This is a genomic window from Marinobacter salinus, from assembly GCF_001854125.1.
GTDB classification, from domain to species: Bacteria; Pseudomonadota; Gammaproteobacteria; order Pseudomonadales; family Oleiphilaceae; genus Marinobacter; species Marinobacter salinus.
Genome location: NZ_CP017715.1, coordinates 3,310,412 through 3,332,350, shown reverse-complemented (window position 1 = coordinate 3,332,350; position 21,939 = coordinate 3,310,412). Strand labels below are relative to the sequence as shown.

The 21,939-nt window shown below is 57.3% G+C and carries 21 protein-coding genes and 1 riboswitch; of the genes, 5 read left to right on the top strand and 16 right to left on the bottom strand.

Annotation, left to right across the window (positions count from 1 at the left end; genetic code table 11):
- Positions 1-36: 36 nt before the first annotated feature.
- Genes BKP64_RS15440 through BKP64_RS15420 form a run of 5 tightly spaced genes read left to right on the top strand, consistent with a single transcriptional unit; the run spans position 37 to position 5,047 of the window.
- Complete coding sequence (locus BKP64_RS15440; RefSeq protein WP_070972088.1) at positions 37-1,701, top strand: AMP-binding protein; 1,665 nt, start codon at positions 37-39, stop codon at positions 1,699-1,701.
- A gap of 33 nt (positions 1,702-1,734) precedes the next feature.
- Positions 1,735-2,502: an SDR family NAD(P)-dependent oxidoreductase gene (locus BKP64_RS15435; protein WP_070972085.1), complete on the top strand. Its 768-nt coding sequence runs from the start codon at positions 1,735-1,737 to the stop codon at positions 2,500-2,502.
- 32 nt (positions 2,503-2,534) lie between these two features.
- A complete protein-coding gene (locus BKP64_RS15430; RefSeq protein ID WP_070972081.1) occupies positions 2,535-3,317 on the top strand; it encodes an enoyl-CoA hydratase-related protein in 783 nt (260 codons plus the stop codon).
- A gap of 24 nt (positions 3,318-3,341) precedes the next feature.
- The gene (aliB, locus tag BKP64_RS15425) at positions 3,342-4,481 is read left to right on the top strand and encodes a cyclohexanecarboxyl-CoA dehydrogenase (RefSeq protein WP_070972078.1); all 1,140 of its coding nucleotides are present in this window, start codon (positions 3,342-3,344) and stop codon (positions 4,479-4,481) included.
- Positions 4,478-5,047 (top strand): MarR family winged helix-turn-helix transcriptional regulator, encoded by a 570-nt coding sequence (locus BKP64_RS15420; RefSeq protein WP_236953989.1) that lies wholly within the window; start codon positions 4,478-4,480, stop codon positions 5,045-5,047. Before aliB ends, BKP64_RS15420 begins: the two co-directional genes overlap by 4 nt.
- Before the next feature lie 18 nt (positions 5,048-5,065).
- Here BKP64_RS15420 and BKP64_RS15415 read toward each other — a convergent pair whose 3' ends face one another.
- The 16 genes from BKP64_RS15415 to mnmG form a co-directional block, all read right to left on the bottom strand.
- Positions 5,066-6,310, bottom strand: a complete 1,245-nt coding sequence (locus BKP64_RS15415) for a D-amino acid dehydrogenase (RefSeq protein WP_070972076.1) — start codon at positions 6,308-6,310, stop codon at positions 5,066-5,068.
- Between the two features lie 164 nt (positions 6,311-6,474).
- Positions 6,475-6,575, bottom strand: a riboswitch (glycine riboswitch).
- A gap of 69 nt (positions 6,576-6,644) precedes the next feature.
- Positions 6,645-8,477, bottom strand: coding sequence for a glutamine--fructose-6-phosphate transaminase (isomerizing) (glmS, locus tag BKP64_RS15410; RefSeq protein WP_070972073.1), 1,833 nt, complete (start codon positions 8,475-8,477; stop codon positions 6,645-6,647).
- A 26-nt stretch (positions 8,478-8,503) separates the two neighbouring features.
- The gene (glmU, locus tag BKP64_RS15405; protein WP_070972069.1) at positions 8,504-9,871 is read right to left on the bottom strand and encodes a bifunctional UDP-N-acetylglucosamine diphosphorylase/glucosamine-1-phosphate N-acetyltransferase GlmU; all 1,368 of its coding nucleotides are present in this window, start codon (positions 9,869-9,871) and stop codon (positions 8,504-8,506) included.
- Between the two features lie 149 nt (positions 9,872-10,020).
- Positions 10,021-10,443, bottom strand: coding sequence for a F0F1 ATP synthase subunit epsilon (locus BKP64_RS15400; RefSeq protein WP_070972066.1), 423 nt, complete (start codon positions 10,441-10,443; stop codon positions 10,021-10,023).
- Positions 10,444-10,490: 47 nt separating this feature from the next.
- Positions 10,491-11,885, bottom strand: a complete 1,395-nt coding sequence (gene atpD, locus BKP64_RS15395) for a F0F1 ATP synthase subunit beta (protein ID WP_070972063.1) — start codon at positions 11,883-11,885, stop codon at positions 10,491-10,493.
- Positions 11,886-11,940: 55 nt separating this feature from the next.
- Complete coding sequence (gene atpG, locus BKP64_RS15390; RefSeq protein WP_070972060.1) at positions 11,941-12,804, bottom strand: F0F1 ATP synthase subunit gamma; 864 nt, start codon at positions 12,802-12,804, stop codon at positions 11,941-11,943.
- A 75-nt stretch (positions 12,805-12,879) separates the two neighbouring features.
- A complete protein-coding gene (atpA, locus tag BKP64_RS15385; protein WP_070972057.1) occupies positions 12,880-14,424 on the bottom strand; it encodes a F0F1 ATP synthase subunit alpha in 1,545 nt (514 codons plus the stop codon).
- 28 nt (positions 14,425-14,452) lie between these two features.
- Positions 14,453-14,989, bottom strand: coding sequence for a F0F1 ATP synthase subunit delta (locus BKP64_RS15380; RefSeq protein WP_070972054.1), 537 nt, complete (start codon positions 14,987-14,989; stop codon positions 14,453-14,455).
- A gap of 15 nt (positions 14,990-15,004) precedes the next feature.
- Complete coding sequence (locus BKP64_RS15375; protein WP_070972051.1) at positions 15,005-15,475, bottom strand: F0F1 ATP synthase subunit B; 471 nt, start codon at positions 15,473-15,475, stop codon at positions 15,005-15,007.
- Between the two features lie 65 nt (positions 15,476-15,540).
- Positions 15,541-15,798 carry a F0F1 ATP synthase subunit C gene (gene atpE, locus BKP64_RS15370; RefSeq protein WP_012138088.1) on the bottom strand — a complete coding sequence of 86 codons (258 nt, stop codon included), beginning with the start codon at positions 15,796-15,798 and terminating at the stop codon, positions 15,541-15,543.
- Between the two features lie 75 nt (positions 15,799-15,873).
- Positions 15,874-16,758 (bottom strand): F0F1 ATP synthase subunit A, encoded by an 885-nt coding sequence (atpB, locus tag BKP64_RS15365; RefSeq protein ID WP_070972049.1) that lies wholly within the window; start codon positions 16,756-16,758, stop codon positions 15,874-15,876.
- Between the two features lie 19 nt (positions 16,759-16,777).
- A complete protein-coding gene (locus BKP64_RS15360; protein ID WP_070972046.1) occupies positions 16,778-17,179 on the bottom strand; it encodes a F0F1 ATP synthase subunit I in 402 nt (133 codons plus the stop codon).
- A 270-nt stretch (positions 17,180-17,449) separates the two neighbouring features.
- Complete coding sequence (locus tag BKP64_RS15355; RefSeq protein ID WP_070973716.1) at positions 17,450-18,325, bottom strand: ParB/RepB/Spo0J family partition protein; 876 nt, start codon at positions 18,323-18,325, stop codon at positions 17,450-17,452.
- A 60-nt stretch (positions 18,326-18,385) separates the two neighbouring features.
- On the bottom strand, positions 18,386-19,180 hold the full coding sequence (locus BKP64_RS15350; protein ID WP_070972043.1) for a ParA family protein: 795 nt from the start codon (positions 19,178-19,180) through the stop codon (positions 18,386-18,388).
- Between the two features lie 10 nt (positions 19,181-19,190).
- Positions 19,191-19,844: a 16S rRNA (guanine(527)-N(7))-methyltransferase RsmG gene (gene rsmG / locus BKP64_RS15345; RefSeq protein WP_070972040.1), complete on the bottom strand. Its 654-nt coding sequence runs from the start codon at positions 19,842-19,844 to the stop codon at positions 19,191-19,193.
- A gap of 9 nt (positions 19,845-19,853) precedes the next feature.
- Positions 19,854-21,740 (bottom strand): tRNA uridine-5-carboxymethylaminomethyl(34) synthesis enzyme MnmG, encoded by a 1,887-nt coding sequence (gene mnmG / locus BKP64_RS15340; RefSeq protein ID WP_070972037.1) that lies wholly within the window; start codon positions 21,738-21,740, stop codon positions 19,854-19,856.
- Between the last annotated feature and the right edge of the window lie 199 nt (positions 21,741-21,939).

Genomic DNA, 21,939 nt, shown 5'->3' with positions numbered 1-21,939 from the left:
AAAAAAACAACAAAACAGGCACAACAGGAGAATCAAATGGAAACAGGCATCACACTCAACCCGGAACGCCGCGCCGCCATGGTTCAAACCGGCGCCTGGAGCGACAAGCTCATTACCGACTACCTTGAGCAGGCTGCGGCCAACACCCCGGACCGGGACGCCATCGTTGGCTACCAGGTCACCGAAGACTCCCGAACCGCGCTCACTTACCGTGAGCTCAATGACACAGTCACCCGTATGGCTGCAGGTCTGGCTCAAACAGGTATCAGAAAAGGTGATGTGGTGGCGTGCCAGCTTCCGAACTGGTGGCAAACCACCGCCCTCCACCTGGCTTGCATGCGCATTGGTGCCATCCTGAACCCACTCATGCCCATCTTCCGGGAGCGCGAGCTGCGCTTCATGCTCAAGCATGGGGAGGCGAAACTGTTGGTGATCCCCAAGGTATTCCGCGGCTTTGATTATCAGGCCATGATCGACGGAATTCTCCCGGAACTGCCGAGCCTGGAAACGCTGCTGGTCATTGGTGGCGACGGTGACCGCAGCTTTGAACAACGTCTCCTGACAACGGCCTGGGAAGATCGGCAAGACACGTCGGTGCTATTCAGCGAACGCAAACCCACTGCGGATGACATTATCCAGATCCTCTACACCTCGGGCACCACCGGCGAGCCCAAGGGGGTTATGCATACCTCCAACACCCTGTTTTCCAACGTGCGTCCTTATGCCGACCGGTTGCACCTGACACCGGAAGACAAAGTACTGATGGTCTCGCCCCTGGCCCACCAGACCGGCTTCCTCTACGGAATCATGATGCCCGTTTACCTGGGCACTACGGCCATCCTTCAGGACATCTGGGACGCCGAGTACGTATGCAAGGTAATTGCCGCCGAGAAACCTGCCTTTACCATGGCGGCCACACCCTTCCTGGCTGATCTGGTCAAGGCGGCACCGCACCACCAGGGCGAGCTGGACTCCCTGCGCATCTTTGTCTCAGCCGGTGCGCCCATACCCAGTGTCGTGGTGGAACAGGCCGGCAAGGTCCTGAACGCAAAGATCGTCTCTGCCTGGGGCATGACCGAAAACGGCGCTGTCACCATGACCTGCCCGGAGGACCCCGCGGAACGTGCCAGCCAATCGGATGGCAAAGTGCTGCCCTACATGGAAATCAAGGTCACTGACTTTAAGGGCAACAAGCTGCCGTCAGGACAGGAAGGCAATCTGATGGTGCGTGGTGCAAGTCAATTCGTTGGCTACCTGAAGCGCCCGGAACTCTATGGCACCGACGAAGACGGCTGGTTCAGCACGGGGGATTTGGCCCGAATGGATCCGGACGGCTATATCCGCATTACCGGCCGCACCAAAGACGTCGTTATCCGGGGAGGGGAAAACATTCCTGTGGTTGAAGTGGAGAACCTGCTTTACAAGTTCCCCGGCATTGCTGATGTGGCTCTGGTGGGCTGTCCCGACGAGCGGCTGGGCGAGCGGCTGTGTGCCTACGTCACTCTTGATGAGACCGCCACCGACCTGACCCTGGATCAGGTCAAGGCCTACCTGACCGAACAGCAACTCTCGAGAAACTATCTGCCGGAACACCTGGAAGTGATCGAGGCCATGCCCCGCACCGCCTCCGGCAAGATTCAGAAATTCAAGCTGCGCGAGCAGGCAAAAGAAGTACGCCTGGATCCGGCCAAACGCAGCTAACTCATTCATCGAACACCACAGGAGAAAATCATCATGAGAGGCCTGAACGGGAAAACAGTCATCGTCACCGGCGGCGGTGGCGGCATCGGCCGAGCTGTATGCCAGCGCTTTGCCGAGGAAGGGAGCCTGGTCGCCGTGCTGGACCGCGACGCAAGAACAGCCCAAGCCACGGTTGACTTGATTTCAGAAGCCGGGGGCACGGCCAAAGCCTATGCTGCCGACATCACCGATTACGCGGCAATTACCGAAACCGTAGCCGCCATCGAGAGCGACCTTGGCGTGCCTGCCGTGTTGGTAAACAACGCCGGTTTTGACCGCTTCATGCCCTTCCTGAAAACCGAGCCGAAACTGTGGGACCAGTTGATTGCGGTGAACCTCACGGGTGCCCTGAACATGCACCATGTGGTGCTGCCAAAGATGATTGCAGCAGGGGGTGGCAAGGTCATCAACGTCGCCTCCGATGCAGCCCGGGTCGGCTCCTCTGGAGAATCCGTCTATGCCGCCTGCAAGGCTGGCCTGGTGGGCTTTAGCAAGACTGTGGCCCGGGAACTTGCCACCAAGAACGTGTGCCTGAACGTGGTCTGCCCCGGCCCCACCGACACCGCACTGCTCAAAGGTGTTGCCGAGAGTGCGCCGAACCCGGAGAAACTTCTGGAAGCCTTCCGCAACGCCGTGCCCATGAAACGCCTGGCCCAGCCGGACGATTACCCCGGCATCATCGCGCTGCTGGCCAGTGACGACGCCAACTTCATTACCGGCCAGGTGATCAGTGTATCCGGCGGCCTGACCATGGCCGGCTGAACGGTCACTTTCACGAATACGGAGAATACACCATGAATTATGAAGACATCCTGTACGACGAAAACGACGGCGTGGCCACCATCACCATCAACCGCCCGGACCGTTACAACGCTTTCCGCGGCCAGACCTGCATGGAACTGATTGATGCCTTTCACCGCGCCGGCTGGAACAAGGACATTGGCGTGATTGTGTTTACCGGTGCCGGCGAAAAAGCCTTCTGTACCGGCGGTGACCAGGGCGCCCACGAGGGCCAGTACGACGGCCGCGGCCTGATCGGCCTGCCCGTGGAGGAACTCCAGCGTCTGATCCGGGAAGTGCCCAAGCCGGTGATTGCCCGGGTCAACGGTTTTGCCATCGGCGGCGGCCACGTGCTGCATGTGATCTGTGACCTGAGCATCGCCTCGGAAACGGCCATTTTCGGCCAGGTCGGCCCCAAGGTCGGCTCCGTCGATCCCGGTTTCGGAACCGCCTACCTGGCGCGGGTCGTGGGGGAGAAACGGGCCCGGGAGATCTGGTACCTGTGCCGCAAGTATTCCGCCCGGCAAGCACTGGAGTGGGGGCTGGTGAACGCCGTGGTGCCCCCGGAGCAGCTGGACGAGGAAGTGCGCAAATGGTGTGACGAGATCCTCGAGAAGAGCCCGACTGCCCTGACCATCGCCAAGCGCTCATTCAACGCCGACAGCGACAACATCGCCGGCATCGGCGCCCTCGGCATGCAAGCCCTGAGCCTGTACTACGACACCGACGAGTCCAAAGAGGGCGTCAACGCCTTCAGGGAAAAGCGCAAGCCGGAATTCCGCAAGTACTACAAGTAACGGCCCGATCGCCTGGAGAACACCATGAATTTCGGATTCAATGAAGAACAGAACGCGATTCGCGAGGTTGTGGCCCGCTTCAGCGCCGAGGTGCTGGCTCCGGGCTACCGCAAGCGGGATCAGGAAGGGATCATCGAGAAGGATGTCATTCGCCAGCTCGGCGAAATGGGTCTGCTTGGGGGCGAACTGCCTGAGGAATTCGGCGGCAGCGGCATGGACTGTGTCACCAGCGGCCTGATCATCGAGGAAATCTCAAAAGGGGATTTCAACGTCGGCTACATTCCGCTGCTCACGTCCCTGAACGGCCAGATCATTGCCAGCCATGCCGCACCGGACCTGGCGAAGGAATGGCTGCACGGCATGACCACCGGCCAGAAGGTGGCCTGTATTGCCCTGACCGAGCCCCACGGCGGTTCCGACGCCGCCAACCTGCGCCTGAAGGCGGAGAAGAAGGGCGACGTTTATGTGTTCAACGGCGAGAAGACCTCTATTTCCATGGCCGACCAGGCCGACGTGGCGGTGGTGTTTGCCCGCACGGGCAAGGTGGAGCAACGTGCCTCCGGCATCAGCGCGTTTCTCGTGCCCATGGATAGTCCAGGCATCACTACCACCCGGTTTGAGGACAATGGCCAGCGCGCTATCGGCCGCGGTTCGATCTTCTTCGACAACGTGGAAGTGCCCGCCAGCCACATGATGGGGGACGAAGGGAAAGGCTTCAAACAGGTCATGCAGGGTTTCGACTACAGCCGTGCGCTGATCGGTCTGCAGTGCCTGGCGGTGGCCCAGCAGTCCCTGGAGGAAACCTGGCAGTGGCTGACCGAGCGCACCGCCTTCGGCCAGAACCTGTCTGCCTTCCAGGGCCTGACCCATCCACTGGCGGAATACCAGACCTACGTTCATGCCGCGCGTATGCAGTGCTACCATGCGCTCTGGCTCAAGGATAATAACCTGCCCCACAATGCAGAAGCCGCCATGAATAAGTGGTGGGGCCCAAAACTGGCCTTCGATGTGGTCAAGCAGTGCCTGCTGGCTCATGGTCATACTGGTTGGGGCGAGGACCTGCCCTTTGCCCAGCGGTTACGGGATGTTCTGGGCCTCCAGATCGGCGATGGTACCGCGCAGATCATGAAGAACATCATTGCGCGGGAGTACCTGCCCAGTTGAAGCGCCCCATGGCCGTCGCGATTCGGGTTGGCGGACACAGCCTGGCCCAGCGTGAACGCCTGGCCGGCACTACAGGAGCAAAGATGATCGTTAATGAATCCGGAGGCGTACCTAACCGACTGTTTTTCCGCCTGTTTCAGACTGGAAATATCCTGCAGCGTCAGGTCCAGAATGAAATGGGCATCAGCGCCGTGCAATGGGCAGTGCTGGGTGCGTTGTCCCGGGAAGGGTTTGAGGGGGGCACTTCATTCAACCAGCTCAAGGAATACCTGTATGTCAGCCGTCAGAACCTGGACGGTGTCCTCAAGCGCATGGAAAGAGATGGCCACGTGATACGGATTCCCGCCCCCCAGGACCGCCGGGCCAGATTAGTGGTTCTCACCGATTCCGGGCGGGACTTCTGGGGCCGGCTGCAGGACACCATTACCGAATTCTACCGGCAAGCGTTGCATAGCATGAGCTTCGACGACAGTGTCAGCCTGCTGCACCTGCTCAAAAAACTACAGCATGATATGACAGAGATATCTCTGAATTCCGAAGAACCAGAGATATCTGAGACTAGATAAGCGGGCTAAGCCCGCTAGTTAACCAGCAGGGCTCAGACTCAGGCCCGACGTGACCGTCTCAACGGCATCGGCCAGCATCTCGGCGGTAATCGCCGAAAGGGTCCAGCCCAAGTGGCCATGGCCGGTGTTGTAGAACACCGTTGGCAGACTGCCCGGTCCCACCCGCGGCATCATGTTGGGCAGCATCGGGCGCAGTCCCGCCCAAGGTACGACACGTCGGGTACTGACCCCGGGGAAGCATTGCTCAACCCAGCGGGTGAGCGGCTTGATCCGGTCATCCCGGATATTGCGATTATACCCGTTGAATTCAGCCGTTCCGGCAACACGGAACCGGTCATCGCCAAGCCGGCTGGTCACGAGCTTGGTGGCGTCGTCCAGCAGACTGACGGTCGGCGCGGCCTGCTGAGAGGCTTCGTCGTCGAGCTCAACCGTGATGGAATAGCCTTTGACCGGGTAGATGTTGACCCGGTCTCCCAGCTTGGCAGCGAGTGCCCGACTGCCAACGCCCGCACAAATCACGACGCCATCAAAGGTGTCCCGGTTTTGCTGTTCGCCATCGTAGGCGGTCACCCAGGCGCTGTTCTGATCCGCGCTGAGTTCGGTCACGGTGTGTCCGTAGCAGGTTTTAACCCCTAAACGCTGGATCGCCTCAGCCAGACCATTGGTGAACTTGTGGATATCACCGGTAGAGTCGCTCTCGGTGAAAAAACCACCGTAATAGGTGCCGGCCAAGGTGGGTTCGATCGCCTTCATCTCTTCGGGGGTAACGGGCCGACGCTCCAGGCCTCCGGCGGCCAAAAGCTTCGAGACGTTCGCGGCATGGTCGAAGCCGGCCTTGTCACGATAGATATGCAGGATGCCCTGCTTCTTCAGGTCGAAATCGATGCCTTCTTCCTGCGCCCATGCAAACAGATGGTCGCGAGCAGCAATTGCCAGGCGGGCAGTTTCGGTGGTGTTGTTCTCATACTGGGGGATCGCGGCGACGAACTCCGCAAACCAGCTCAGCTTGTGCCAGGAAGGCTTGGGATTGACCAGCAGGGGCGCATCACTGTGGAGCATCCACTTCATGCCCTTGGCCACGGTCTGCCAGTTGTTCCAGACCTCGGCATTGGAGGCCGACAGCTGACCACCGTTGGCGAAGGATGTTTCCATCGCCGCATAACGGTGCTTTTCGTAAACGGTGACATCCAGGCCACGCTTGGCCAGAGTGTAAGCGGTCGTGATACCGGTGATACCACCGCCGATAACTGCAATTCTCTTCATACAAATCTCCAGGGAGCGTCCAGGGTCCCCTCTCTACACAACGCGGTAGAAAGCACCCCTTCCGTCATGGAACCTGAGAGATTCACACGCCGATTCAACAGAATCGGCGGTTTGCTCCTTCGGTGTACCGACTGACGCGGTCGTCGGCAGCTCTTCGGAAAGTAAGCATGTTAGCGGTCCGTTTGCCTGAGAGTTTCCGGGGCAGTTGCTCCTTCGGCGCCGTGTCACACAGTCTTTGTGGCACGGTCTCTCCCGCTAACACGTCTGATTTGCAGTTGCTGCAAAACTGACCTGCTTCGCAAAATAGCAAATATCAATCAGTTTCACAAAAGCTCTATTCCACGGTCACACTCTTGGCGAGGTTCCGTGGCTGGTCCACGTCCGTACCTTTCAGGACGGCAACGTGATAGGACAGCAACTGCAGCGGTACCGTGTAAACGATGGGAGCGGTAATCTCGTGGACAGACGGAAGCTGCATCACGTGGATGTTCTCTTCCGCTTTTACATCCGCTGCACTGTCGGCAAAAACAAACAGCTCCCCTCCACGGGCGCGGACCTCTTCCAGGTTGGATTTCAGCTTTTCCACCAGGTCATTATTCGGCGCCACAGTCACCACCGGCATTTCACTGTCCACCAGCGCCAGCGGTCCATGCTTAAGCTCACCGGCCGGATAGGCTTCGGCGTGGATGTAAGAGATTTCCTTCAGCTTGAGGGCGCCTTCAAGCGCCACCGGGAACTGGGACCCGCGGCCCAGGAACAGGCTGTGATTCTTGTCCATAAACGCCTTGGACATTTCGGCAATATCGCCGTCCAGAGCCAGCACCTGGTCGACCTGACCGGGTAACAGGTGAATTGCCTTCACGATGTCCGCTTCCCGTTCCTCGGACAGGCCATTATGGCGCGCCAGGGCGAGGGTGAAAATCAGCAGCGCGGTGAGCTGGGTGGTGAATGCCTTGGTGGATGCGACACCAATTTCCGGGCCAGCCTGGGTCATGATCACCAGATCGGATTCCCGGACCAGAGAGCTGCCCGGGACATTGCAGATGGCCATCGCGGCACGGAAGCCAGCTTTCTTGGCCTGCCGAAGCGCCGCCAGCGTATCGGCGGTTTCACCGGACTGGGAGATGCACAGGAACAGAGTGTCCTTCTGAATGACGTGCTTGCGGTAGCGAAACTCCGAAGCCACCTCAACCGAACAGGCCACACCGGCCAGTTCCTCAATCCAGTATCGGGCGACCATGCCGGCGTGGTAACTGGTGCCACAGGCAATGATCTGAACGTGATTGACGTTCTCAAGCAAGTTGGCTGCCTCGGTACCGAGCGCCTGCTCGAGCACGCGGGTATCGGTAATCCGGCCTTCCATGGTGGCTTTGATCACTTTTGGCTGCTCGTAGATTTCCTTGAGCATGAAGTGACGGTATTCGCCCTTGTCGGCCGAATCAGTGCCATGCTCGAAGCGGGTAATCTGGCGCTCGACCGGAGTCCCTTCACGGTCATGAATGACGATCTTGTCCTTGCGGATATCGGCAATATCGCCCTCTTCGAGAAACATGAACCGGTCGGTTACCGGCAGCAGCGCCAGCTGGTCCGAGGCGATAAAGTTTTCTCCGATACCGACACCAATAACCAGCGGGCTGCCCTCGCGGCAAACCACGAGCCGATCTGGCTCATCGGCATGGACGACGGCCAGCGCATAGGCACCGCGCAGACGCGCAATGGCGGCTTTAACCGAATCATAGAGGCTGCCGAGTTCGCGGTAGGTCTTCTCGATCAGATGGGCCACAACCTCGGTATCGGTCTGGGAAGTAAACTCGAAACCGTCCGCCTTCAGTTCTTCCCGGAGCTCCTGATAGTTCTCAATGATGCCGTTGTGAACGATGGCCAGACGATCCCCGGACATGTGCGGGTGAGCGTTAAGCTGCGAGGGCTCGCCATGGGTGGCCCAGCGGGTATGGGCAATACCCAGGTGGCCGGAAAGCGGGTTGGCGTCAATCGCTTCCGCCAGTGAGGCCACCTTGCCAACCTCACGGGCACGCTGGACAATGCTCCCGCCGTCAATGATGGCCATACCGGCAGAGTCATACCCACGGTATTCAAGACGGCGCAGACCCTCGAGAAGAATGCCCTGAACGTCCCTTTCCGAAACCGCACCTACTATCCCACACATGCTGTTTTCACCTGTCTGTTAACGTTTCAATCAGTTTTCTTCGGCCGTTCCCAGCCCGAGATATTGCGCTGACGACCCCGTGCAACCGCAAGCTCTGTGTCTGCGACGTCACGGGTAATGGTGGAGCCTGCACCAATGGTTGCGTCTGTGGCCACCGTCACCGGGGCAACCAGAGAGGTGTTCGAACCGACAAAGACGCCGTCACCAATAACGGTCCGGTATTTGTTCACACCATCATAATTGCAGGTGATGGTGCCCGCACCCACATTTACATTACGGCCCAGTGAGGCATCGCCGACATAACTGAGGTGATTGATCTTGCTGCCTTCACCCACCACGGCCTTTTTGGTTTCCACAAAGTTGCCAACTTTTGTATTTGCCGCCAGTTCCGTTCCCGGGCGCAAACGGGCAAACGGTCCGATCTCGGCGTTGGCACCAACACTGGCGCCCTCGATAACGCTGTGTGCCCGGATCCGGGCTCCATCGGCGATACGGGTATCCTTGATCACACACCCCGGTCCAATCGAAACCTGGTTGCCAATCTCAACCTTGCCCTCGAACACCACATTCACATCGATCAGGATGTCGTTGCCGATGGTGAGCTCTCCCCGGACATCAACACGGGCCGGATCAGCCAGGGTAGCGCCCTCGGTCATCAGCCGTTCCGCTTGCTGACGCTGATACCAGCGTTCGAGCTCAGAGAGCTGGAGCCGGTTGTTCACACCCTGAACTTCAAACGCGTCACCAGGCTGGGACACCGAGATCGACAGGCCGTTGTCCACAGCCATGGCAATGATATCGGTCAGGTAATACTCCCCCTGGGCGTTCGCGTTAGACAGGGCTGGAAGCCAGGACTTCAAATGTTTGGCAGAAACCGCAAGAATACCGGTATTGACCTCCCGGATCGCCAGTTGCTGGTCACTGGCGTCTTTCTGCTCGACAATCGAAATCACCTGGCCTGCGTCGTCCCGGATAATCCGGCCATAACCATTGGGATTGCCCAGGGTCACGGTCAAAAGCCCGAGAGTCTGATCGTCCAGTTCTCCAACCATGGCTTCCAGGGTTTCCGGACGGGTAAGGGGCACATCACCGTACAGAATCAGTACCCGCGCGTCATCGGGCAGATCCGGGAGCGCCTGGGCGACGGCGTGTCCGGTGCCCAGTTGTTCGCTCTGGACAACCCAGTTCACCGACGCCTCGGAGGTTATGGCACGGACTTGATCGGCGCCATGGCCAATCACAGTATGAATTTTCTGCGCGCCAAGCTGCTTAGCGGTATCAATGACATGGTGCAGCATGGGCTGACCTGCCACCGCATGCAGGACTTTGGGCAACGCGGATTTCATTCGCGAACCCTGACCCGCAGCCAGGATCACAACGTGTAACGGGCTCATGGACAATTCAGACTCCCGGTGTATCTGGATTCTTGTGTTAATAAACAAAAAAACCGCAACCCAGGGGGCCGGATTCCCAACGCAGTTCGTTGGTTTTCCAGCCGCTCAGGATGCGGCTTTGGTGTTCGGCAAACCCGAAACAGAAACGCTTAGCGCATTTTGTTGCGCAGCTGCTGGATGGTGCGAAGCTGAGCAACAGCTTCGGCCAACTCTGCAGCGGCACGGGAGTACTCGAATTCACCGGTCTTGTTGGCAAGTGCTTTCTCGGCTTCTTTCTGTGCCTCAAGCGCTGCGGCTTCGTCCACATCCTTGGCGCGAACCGCAGTATCAGCCAGCAAAGTCACCAGATTGGCCTGGACTTCCAGATATCCGCCGGACACGTAAAGAATTTCTTCTTCACCACCCTGCTTGATGATCCGAATGGGGCCCGGCTTCAGCTGGGTCAGCAGCGGAGCGTGACCCGGGGCAATACCCAGGTCACCTTCAGTACCCGCTGCGATCAGCATTTCAACCAATCCGGAATAGATCTTTGTTTCGGCACTTACCACATCACAATGCACGGTCATACCCATGTCAGTTGCCTCTCTGATCGATCCGGAAACAAGCGCAACGGCTCAGATTACTTCGCAGCCTTGCTCTTCATTTCCTTCGCTTTCTCGACCGCTTCCTCAATGGTACCAACCATGTAGAACGCCTGCTCAGGCATATCGTCATAGTCGCCATTCAGGATGCCCTTAAAGCTGCTGATGGTCTCCTTCAGGGACACATACTTACCGGGAGAACCGGTAAATACCTCAGCAACGTGGAACGGCTGGGACAGAAAACGCTCGATCTTACGGGCACGGGATACAACCAGCTTGTCATCTTCCGACAGCTCATCCATGCCCAGGATGGCGATGATGTCTTTCAGCTCCTTGTAGCGCTGCAAGTTGGTCTGCACGCCACGGGCCACTTCGTAATGCTCGTTACCAATCACCAGCGGATCCAGCTGACGCGAGGTGGAATCGAGGGGATCGATCGCCGGGTAAATACCCTTGGAGGCGATGTCACGGCTCAGTACCACGGTTGCGTCAAGGTGCGAGAAGGTGGTCGCGGGCGACGGATCCGTCAAGTCATCCGCAGGCACGTAAACGGCCTGGATAGACGTGATGGAACCGTTCTTGGTGGAAGTGATCCGCTCCTGGAGCTGACCCATCTCCTCAGCCAGTGTCGGCTGGTAACCTACCGCAGACGGCATACGACCCAGCAGTGCCGAAACCTCGGTACCCGCCAGGGTGTAACGGTAGATGTTGTCCACGAACAACAGTACGTCACGACCTTCGTCGCGGAACTTCTCGGCCATGGTCAGGCCGGTCAGCGCTACGCGCAGACGGTTTCCGGGAGGCTCGTTCATCTGGCCGTAGACCATCGCTACCTTATCAAGGACGTTGGAGTCCTTCATTTCGTAGTAGAAGTCGTTACCTTCACGAGTCCGCTCACCAACACCGGCGAATACGGAGAGACCGGAGTGCTCTTTCGCGATGTTGTTGATCAGTTCCATCATGTTGACGGTTTTACCAACACCGGCACCACCGAACAGACCAACTTTACCACCCTTGGCAAACGGGCAAATCAGGTCGATAACCTTGATGCCTGTTTCCAGCAGGTCGGCAGACGCAGACTGGTCTGCATAACCCGGTGCCTTACGGTGAATCGCCCAGCGCTCTTCTTCGCCGATTTCGCCCTGTTCGTCGATGGGACGACCCAGAACGTCCATGATACGGCCCAGGGTCTGGGTACCAACCGGTACCGAGATTGCCTTGCCAGTGTTTTCTGCTTTCAGGCCACGCTTCAGGCCTTCGGTGCTGCCCATGGCGATGGTACGAACAATGCCGTCACCCAGCTGCTGCTGGACTTCCAGAGTTGTTTCGCCACCTTCAAGCAGCAGTGCGTCATATACGTTGGGTACGGAGTCACGTGGAAATTCCACGTCGATAACCGCGCCAATGATCTGAACGATTTGTCCGCTACTCATGCTCGGTTCCTCGTTATCTTAGTAGTCAATAAAACCAGTTGGATTGCTTGCGGGATCAGACCGAAGCCGCGCCGCTCACAATCTCCGAAATCTCTTGGGTGATAGCTGCCTGACGCGCCTTGTTATAGGCCAACTGAAGCTCGTCCATAATGTCACCGGCGTTATCAGTTGCGCTCTTCATGGCGATCATCCGGGCAGCCTGTTCACATGCCAGATTTTCTACCACACCCTGGTACACCTGGGATTCAATGAAACGTGGCAGAAGGCCATCGAGGATCTGCCTGGCATCGGGCTCGTAGAGATAATCCCACTGGTTCTTGATCTCTTCTTCGTCATCGCTCTCGGGCAGGGGCAGTAACTGCTCCACCTTCGGGCTTTGAGTCATGGTGTTAACGAATTCGTTGCTCACCACATAAAGGCGATCAATCTTGCCTTCAGAGAACGAATCCAGCATGACCTTGACGTTGCCGATGAGTTTTTCAGAGCTCGGGCTGTCTCCCAAATGGGTCAATGCCGCAACGACATTGCCACCATAGCTCTGGAAAAAGGAGGCGCCTTTCTGCCCGATGGCGCACAGATCAGCCTCCACTCCTTTCTCTTTCCACGCTCGCATTTCACGGACAAGCGCTTTGAACAGATTGGCGTTCAGACCACCACAGAGGCCACGGTCAGTGGACACCACAATATAGCCAACGCGCTTAACCTCACGGTCGACCATAAAGGGATGCTTGTACTGAGCGTTCGCCTTGGCAATGTGCCCGATCACCTGACGCATCTTTTCGGCATACGGGCGTGTTGCCTGCATGCGTTCCTGAGCTTTACGCATCTTACTCGCCGCTACCATTTCCATGGCGCTGGTGATCTTCTGCGTGCTCTTGATGCTTGAAATCTGGTTACGTATTTCTTTGCCGACGGCCATAACTCACTGCCTTCTCAAGTTAGACACTCATTGCTACGAAAATCGGCCCGCGACCAAGGTCGCAGGCCCGTTTTCTTACCAGCTCTGAGTGGTCTTGAATTTCTCAAGTGCAGCTTTCAGGCCGGCAGCGATTTCATCGTTGAAATCGCCTTTCTCGTTGATTTTCGCGAGGAGGTCTTTCTGCTCGGCGCGCATCCAGTCCAGCAACTGCGCTTCGAACTTAACCACCTTGTCGACATCAACGTCGTCCAGGAAGCCTTCGTTGGCTGCAAACAGAACCGTACCCATTTCAGCCACAGACATCGGGCTGTACTGGTTCTGCTTCATGAGTTCCGTAACACGCTGACCGTGCTCAAGCTGCTTCCGGGTTGCTTCGTCAAGATCCGAAGCAAACTGGGCGAACGCAGCCAGTTCACGATACTGGGCCAGAGCCAGACGGATGTTACCGCCGAGCTTCTTCATGATCTTCGTTTGAGCGGAACCACCCACACGGGATACAGATACACCCGCGTTCATTGCCGGACGAATACCGGAGTTGAACAGGTTGGTTTCCAGGAAGATCTGCCCGTCGGTGATGGAGATCACGTTGGTCGGTACGAACGCAGAGACGTCGCCGGCCTGGGTTTCGATGATCGGCAGCGCGGTCAGGGAACCGGTCTTGCCTTTCACTTTACCGTCGGTGAACTTCTCAACGTAATCAGCGTTAACGCGGGACGCGCGCTCCAGCAGACGTGAGTGCAGGTAGAAAACGTCACCTGGGTAGGCTTCACGGCCCGGCGGACGACGCAGGAGCAGGGAGATCTGACGATAGGCGACAGCCTGCTTGGACAGATCATCGTAAATGATCAGTGCGTCTTCGCCACGGTCACGGAAGTATTCCCCCATGGAGGTACCGGCGTAAGGTGCCAGGAACTGGGTAGCGGCGGGATCCGCAGCACCGGCGGCAACCACAATGGTATGGTCCATGGCGCCGTGCTCTTCCAGCTTGCGCACAACGGCGGCAATGGAAGACTGCTTCTGACCTACGGCAACATAGATACACTTGATGCCGGAGTCTTTCTGGTTGATGATCGCGTCGATAGCAACCGCGGTCTTACCGATCTGACGGTCACCGATGATCAGCTCACGCTGGCCGCGACCGATTGGCACCATGGTGTCAATCGCTTTCAGACCAGTCTGAACCGGCTCATCAACGGATTGACGCTCGATAACGCCCGGCGCAACCTTCTCGATCGGGGAGGTCAGGCTAGTGCCCAGTTCGCCCTTGCCGTCGATCGGGTTACCGAGTGAGTCGACAACGCGGCCCATCAGTTCCGGACCAACCGGAACTTCCAGGATACGACCGGTACAACGTACCTTCTGGCCTTCTGCCAGACCTTCGTAGTCACCCAGCACAACCGCACCTACGGAATCGCGCTCAAGGTTCAGCGCCATACCGAAGATGCCGTTGGCAAATTCAATCATCTCGCCGTACATAACGTCGGCAAGACCGTGAATCAGCACGATACCGTCGGAAACGGACAGGATCGTACCTTCGTTTTTTGCTTCGGAAGAGATGTCGAGTTTCTCGATTCTCTTCTTGATGATGTCACTGATCTCGGATGGATTCAGTTGCTGCATGCCAATATCCTCAAACCTTGTGCTGAAATCAGGAGCCCAGAGCGTCGGCCAGTTTGGTCAGCTTTCCGCGTACAGATGCGTCTATGACCAGATCGCCGGTGCGAATGACTGCACCGCCAATCAGAGACTTGTCCAATGACGCTGCGAGTGACACTTTCCGCTCGAGTTTAGTCGAGAGTGCCTGGGCGAGCTTCTGTTGCTGTTCGTCCGTCAGCTCGAAAGCTGCGGTAACTTCGATATCAACAGTGCGCTCCAGATCAGCCCGGTACATGTTGAAGAGCGCTGAAATCTCGGGAAGAAGAGTCAGCCGACGATTTTCTGCCAGTACCATGAAGAAATTGCGAACCTGCTCGGTGACGCCCTCTTCGGCGACCTCAAGGACCAGCTCGGCTTTCTTCTGCTCTTCCAGACCCGGATTCGCGAGAAGCTGTCGAATGCTTTTGTTCGCGGTGACCTGTCCGGCAATCGTCAGCACTTGGGACCACTCAGCCAGTTGTTCGTGCTCCTGGGCGGCCTTGAATGCTGCTTTTGCGTATGGACGGGCCAGCGTTCTCAGTTCTGCCATGATGAACCTCGTCGTTTAAAGTTCTGCCGCCAGTTTTTCCAACATTTCGTTGTGCTTGGAGGCATCGACAGAGGTCTCCAGGATCTTCTCAGCGCCAGCAACAGCGATTGCGGCAACTTCTGCTCGCAAGGCGTCACGAGCCTGATTACGCTCCTGTTCAATTTCGGCCTTGGCCTGCTCAATCAGCTTTTCACCTTCCTTGCGGGCGTCATCTTTTGATGCTTCCACAATTTGGGCTGCACGCTTGTTGGCCTGTTCAATAAGGCCGGCGGCTTGCTGTTTGGCTTCACGCAGTTCCTGAGCTGACTTTTCCTGAGCCAGTTCCAGATCGCGCGAAGCGCGGTCTGAGGCAGCCAGTCCGTCAGCGATCTTCTTTTGACGTTCCTGCAGTGCGGCCATAATAGGTGGCCACACATATTTCATGCAGAAAACGACAAAGATAAAGAACGCGATGGCTTGACCAATCATCGTCAAATTAATGTTCACGTCTTCACCTCTCGCCTGTGTTGTTAAGAATCATCTGACCGGGTTATGCCCGGCTGGCGACTCGATTAACCGGCGATCTGGCCGACAAACGGGTTGGCGAAGGTGAAGAACAGAGCGATACCAACACCGATCATGGTTACGGCGTCCAGCAGACCAGCAACAATGAACATTTTAACCTGCAACATCGGGGTCATTTCCGGCTGACGCGCGGCGCCTTCCAGGAATTTACCACCGAGAATACCAAAGCCAATCGCAGTACCCAGGGCACCCAGACCAATCAGCAGTGCAACAGCAATCGCGGTCATTCCAACTACAGTTTCCATGATAACTCCCAGTTTTCAGTTTAGGTTTTCAGTTTAAGGGTTACGGTTTTCAAACTACGGCTTAATGGTGTCCGATCAGTGACTGTCTTCGTGAGCCATGCTCAGGTACACGATCGTCAACATCATAAAGATGAATGCCTGCAGGGTGATAACCAGAATGTGGAAGATCGCCCAGGGTACAGACAGCGTCCACTGCGCCCACAGGGGCAGCAGCGCAATCAGGATAAACAGCAGCTCACCGGCGTACAGGTTACCGAATAGACGCAAGGCCAGTGAGATTGGCTTGGCAATCAGGCTCACACCTTCGAGCAGGAAGTTCACCGGTACCAGCAGGATTTTCAGGATCAGGTTGTCTGATGAAAACGGGTGCATGGTCAGTTCGCCCATGAAGCCGCCGACACCCTTTACCTTGATGCTGTAGAAAATAATCAGGAAGAACACAGACAGGGACATGCCCAGCGTAACGTTCACATCAGTGGTCGGAACCACCTTCATATATTCCAGACCCATCAGATGGAAAAGCTGGGGCAGGAAGTCAACCGGCACCAGGTCCATCAGGTTCATCAGGAATATCCAGCAAAAAATGGTCAAGGCCAGCGGCGCAATCACTTTGTTTTTGCCGTGGAAGGTCTCTTTCACACTGTTATCGACAAACTCGACCATGACTTCTACGAAGTTCTGAAGACCGCCGGGCTGGCCTGACGTAGCTCTCTTGGCAGCCAAACGGAAGAAGAACAGGAACAACACACCAAGGCCGACGGACCAGCCCAGAGAGTCAACATGGAATGCCCAGAAGCCCATGTCTGACGCTTCTTGCGCTGTTCTCGCCATTGTCCAGGTTGCGTCCTGAATGGTGCTGACGGAACCGTCTGCCGCCACTCGCTCATATCCGGCCGGAAGTTGGCCGTAAGTCAGGTTCTGGAGGTGGTGCTGGATATATTCAGATGAGCTGCCTGCCATAACGTTCTCTCAGGTCCTGTTAGCTTCGCTGCGTATTGCTGCCCGCCAGAAGCGGCGTCAACCAGTTGGTGACCAGCATGATCGCAAATGTTAAAAAAAGTGCCGCGACATCGAGCGGCTGAATCCATTTGAAAGCCATCGTAAAGAAGATGGCACACAAGATGAGCTTACCGGCCTCACCCTGGTAAAAAGAGCTTATGATCTTCCTGGCAGACCGCGCGCCAGAGTAGCGGAATGCCTTGAGCGCAAAAAAACCGTGGGGCACTAGAAAAATAAGACCACCCACCAGCGCTGAGTACCCGGAAACCTGACCGCGTAGCAGCAGAAACACCACGCAAACGAAGACAAGTATCACACTTTCTATTACAAACCATCGTGCGATGGGCGGGCGGCCTATGCCACTCAGAGCTGCCTTCGTCATTTTTGTCCCGGGGAGTACGGTGCGTTTACCGATTCAGTTTAAAAAATATACAAATACACCGACACGAGCGCCGCAGATTATATGTGTTCAATCTGCACGAATCAACAAAACCCGGCACCACAGAATCCGTTCCAGCCTGCATAACAACGGGAACTTGAAGGAATTCGTCACAAATAGACAGGCAGCTGCATTAACAACACTACATGTTGTGTGAATGTGAGAATACAAACTTTCGTAGGGGAGACCAAGGAAGCAGAAAACCGGGCCGGATTACTTGATATGGCCCAGAATGCCGTCCAGCTCGTCGAGGGAGCTGTACTCAATAACCAGCTTACCTTTGCCACGCTGACCATGGGCAATCGAAACCCGGGCACCCAGGCGCTCAGCCAGATCGTCCTGAAGGGCACGGATGTTCGGGTCCGGAGCTGTTTTCTTTCCGGCCTTGCTCTCAGGGGTCTCCTGCTGGATACGTCGCACGAGCGCTTCGGTCTGACGAACCGACAGGGATTTGGCAACGACCTGTTTTGCCACCTGCATTTGCTGTTCCGGTGGCAGCGTCAGCATCGCACGTCCGTGGCCCATCTCCAGGTCTCCGTGTTCAAGCATCAGACGGACATCTTCGGTCAGCCCGATCAGGCGCAGGAGGTTGGTGATCGTGGTACGTGACTTACCCACAGCCTCGGCAACCTGGGCCTGGGTCAGGCCAAATTCGTCCTGAAGCCGCTGGAGGGCAAACGCTTCCTCAATGGGGTTGAGGTTTTCACGCTGGATGTTTTCGATGAGCGCCATGGCAATGGCGGCTTCATCAGGCACGTCACGAATGATGGCGGGGATGCTGTCCAGCTGGGCCATCTGGGTGGCGCGCCAGCGGCGCTCACCGGCAATCAGTTCGTATCGACCTTCGGCAATGGGGCGCACCACCACAGGCTGCATGACCCCCTGCTGACGAATCGAATCCGCCAACTCCTGCAGAGCCGCCGGATCCATGTCGCGCCGGGGCTGAAAACGGCCGCGCTGGATGAGATCGATGGGGACTTCGCGCAGTTCGCCGTCGTGGTCTTTCAGCTCCTGGTCCAGGTTGACCTTGGAGCCCGCCAGCAATGCGCCCAGTCCACGCTCGCCCAATCCTCGTTTCTTCGCCGCCATGGTGTCAGTCATTCTTCCCGTTGAAATTCGTTATGCATTATTGAGTGACAGGGCGGTATGTTACACCGCAACCGGCGCGGATGTCTTTTTCGAGCCATGACGACGAACCATCTCACCGGCCAGAGCCAGGTATGCCACGGCTCCCTTTGAGGCGCGATCGTATTTCAGGGCGGGCATGCCATAGCTCGGCGCCTCGGCCAGCCGGACGTTCCGCGGGATAACGGCCCGGTATACCTTGTCGCCAAAAAATTCGGTGAGCTGGGCCGACACGTCCAGAGTCAGGCTGTTGCGCGGGTCATACATGGTGCGCAGGATGCCTTCAACCTGGAGATTCGGGTTTACCGTCTCCTGAATCTGCTCGACGGTGTTCATCAGCGCCGCCAGACCTTCCAGTGCGTAATACTCGCACTGCATGGGAATCAGCACGGAATCCGCCGCAGACAATGCGTTAACGGTCAGCAGACTCAGGGACGGCGGACAATCAATCAGAATGTAATCGTAATTGTCACGAACGGTATTGAGGGCCAGGCGCAAGCGATGTTCCCGGCCAATCTCGTTCATCAGCTCTACCTCTGCTGCGGTCAGGTCCCCATTGGCAGGCAGAATATCGAAACCGGAGGCTTCCGCCAGAAAAATCACCTGCGCAGCGGTGGCGCGCTTGGTCAGCAAATCGTAACCGGAGAGTTCAAGTTCATTCTTGCTTACACCGCTGCCCATGGTGGCATTACCCTGGGGGTCCATATCCACAAGCAGTACCCGGCGCTTGGTAGCGGCCAATGAAGCTGCAAGGTTGACGCAGGTGGTGGTTTTACCCACACCGCCTTTCTGATTGGTCACTGCAATCACGCGCGCCATGTCTTGCCTCCTATTGGGGTTTCTGGGAATGATCTGCCCGGGCGACCACCAGCAGATGTCGCTCACCATCCGCTCCGGGAACTTCCAGGAAATGATGGGATTTTACCTGCCAGCCGGCCGGGAGTGCAGCCACTTCATCATCCGGAAACTGACCTTTCATGGCAAGGAACTCGCCCTCATTTGCCAGCAGATCCGAGCACCAGTGCACCAGATTTTCCAGCGCCGTAAAAGCCCGGCTGCTGATCTGCGTGAACGGTCGCTCGGGTTTGCAGTCTTCGGCACGACCATGAATCACGTCAACATTCTCAAGGCCGAGTTCCAGCACGCACTGATTGAGAAACCGGGTCTTCTTGCCGTTGCTGTCCAACAGCGTGAACTTGCGCTCGGGCAGAGCAATGGCCAGGGGAATGCCCGGCAGGCCGCCACCGGCGCCGACATCCAGAAGATGGCCGGTGGTTACCCAAGGCAGGATACTGAGGCTGTCGAGCAATTGCCGGGACACCATGTCACGCTCATCGCGAACAGCGGTCAAATTGTACGCCCGGTTCCATTTGTTAAGCAGGGCCAGAAAATCCAGCAGCTGACTTTGCTGAGCATCGGTGAGGGACACGTCCATTGCAGCCAGCCCGTCCCGGAGCTGGCGTTGCCAGAGTTCGTTGGTCATGGGGTCAGATCAGGCACTCTGTTTGCGCAGCAGGTCGCGCTTTTTCAGATGTACCAGAATCTGGCTCACCGCAGCGGGGGTGACCCCCTGAACCCGGGAGGCCTGCGCCACGGTTTCCGGACGCACCGTTTTCAGTTTTTGCTTGATCTCGTTGGACAGGCCACCGATGACGTCATAGTCCAGATCCACAGGCAGCGCCGTGTTCTCATTCCGGCGCAGGCGCTCAATCTCATCTGCCTGACGGGAAATGTAACCTTCGTATTTGATCTCGATTTCAACCTGATCAGCCACGTTCGGATCCTCTGCGTGTTCGGCACCGATCTCGGCAATGTGGCTGTAGCCCATCTCCGGTCGACGCAGCAGTTCAGCCAGGGTCTGGTCACGGTTCATCGGCTGCTTCAGGAACCCGTTGGCACGCTCCCCGGCGTCGGTGTCGGGGTGGATCCGTGTGGATTCCAGACGGCTGCGCTCCATGGCAATGGCTTCACGCTTATCGTTGAACTTCTGCCAACGATCGTCGTCCACCAGGCCCAGGTTGCGCCCGGTCTCGGTCAGGCGCAGGTCGGCGTTGTCTTCACGCAGGATCAAGCGATATTCCGCCCGGCTGGTGAACATACGGTAGGGCTCGCTGGTACCCATGGTGATCAGGTCATCCACCAGCACACCCAGATAGGCCTCATCACGACGAGGGTACCATTCCTCTTTCTCCTGGGCCCTCAGTGCGGCGTTAATTCCCGCAAGCAGGCCTTGGGCTCCGGCCTCTTCATAGCCGGTGGTGCCATTGATCTGTCCCGCAAAATACAGCCCCTGGATAAACTTGGTTTCCAGGGTATGACGCAGGTCCTGAGGATTCAGGAAATCATACTCAATGGCGTAACCGGGCCGGGTGATGTGGGCATTTTCGAAACCCGGGATAGAGCGAACCGCTTCCAGCTGGACATCGAACGGCAGGCTGGTGGAGATGCCATTCGGGTAGAGTTCATTGGTGGTCAGACCTTCCGGCTCCACAAAGATCTGATGCGAGTCCTTGTCCGCAAACCGATTCACCTTGTCCTCGATAGACGGACAGTACCGGGGGCCCACCCCCTCAATATTGCCGGCGAACATGGGCGATCGATCAAAACCGCTGCGAATAATGTCGTGGGTACGCTCGGTGGTCCGGGTCACATAGCAGCAGATCTGTTCCGGATGCTGATCGCGGCTGCCGGTAAAGGACATCACCGGTGCCGGATTATCTCCCCATTGTTGCTCCATAACCGAGAAATCCACGGTACGGGCGTCGATGCGGGGTGGCGTGCCGGTTTTCAGACGGCCTACATTGAACGGTAGCTCCCGCAGACGTTTGGCCAGCGCGTTGGCCGGTGCATCGCCGGCACGGCCGCCGGAATGGTGCTGCATACCGATGTGGATAACGCCACCGAGGAAGGTACCGGTCGTCAGCACCACCGTTTTGGCGTTGAAACGGATGCCGGTTTGGGTCACTACGCCGGTGACCTCGTCGTTTTCTACAATCAGGTCATCCGCCGCCTGCTGGAACAGGGTCAGGTTGGGCTGATTCTCCAGCTCGTGTCGGATCGCGGCCTTGTAGAGCACCCGGTCAGCCTGGGCGCGGGTCGCCCGAACCGCTGGCCCCTTCCGACTGTTAAGAACCCGAAACTGAATACCCGCCAGGTCAGTGGCATGAGCCATGGCACCGCCCAGGGCATCAATCTCTTTCACCAGGTGACTCTTGCCAATACCGCCGATGGCCGGGTTACAGGACATCTGGCCCAGAGTCTCAATGTTGTGGGTCAGCAGCAGGGTTTGCGAACCCATACGTGCCGCTGCCAGCGCGGCTTCAGTACCGGCATGGCCACCACCAATGACAATGACATCGAAACGGGTCGGAAAATCCACAGCTCACCTCGGAAATCGGGGGATAAAATCAGGGCGGCGAGTATAACGCCTCACCCGGGAAAATGCAGTCTGAATGCACAAATTTTAACCAGAGCGACGCACGGTTGAAACCCGCACAATCCGAACCCCGGGAAAATATTGCTGGAAACGCTCATTTTACCGGTAGTGGAAAACCGAAATTATCTGCTTTTCAGGGGCT